This window comes from Streptomyces sp. GbtcB7 (assembly GCF_019091445.1).
In the GTDB taxonomy this organism is placed as follows: domain Bacteria; phylum Actinomycetota; class Actinomycetes; order Streptomycetales; family Streptomycetaceae; genus Streptomyces; species Streptomyces mirabilis.
This window is the reverse complement of sequence record NZ_JAGXJM010000551.1, coordinates 1-240: the sequence shown is the minus strand read 5'-3', so window position 1 is coordinate 240 and position 240 is coordinate 1. Positions and strand designations below refer to the sequence as shown.

The 240-nt window shown below is 79.6% G+C and carries 1 protein-coding gene; it reads left to right on the top strand.

All coding sequences use genetic code 11. From position 1 onward, the window contains the following. Positions 1–240, top strand: a 240-nt coding sequence (locus KVT44_RS56780) for an iron chelate uptake ABC transporter family permease subunit (RefSeq protein ID WP_217577135.1), incomplete at both ends; no start/stop codon positions are given.

The window sequence follows — 240 nt, the reverse complement described above, 5'->3', positions numbered from 1 at the left end:
GCGCGCGGGCGGCGCATGATGGAGATGGGCGACGCCTTGTCGTACGCCCTCGGAGTGCGTGTCGAGCGCGTACGCCTGCTGCTGATGCTGGCCGCCGTGCTGCTCACCGCCGGCGCCACCGCCGCCGCGGGCCCGGTCGGCTTCGTGGCGCCCACCTCGCCGCAGCTCGCCCGGCGGCTGGCCCGCCCCCCCGGCCCGCACCTGGTGCCGCCGATGGGCGTGGGGGCGGCCCCGCTGGTC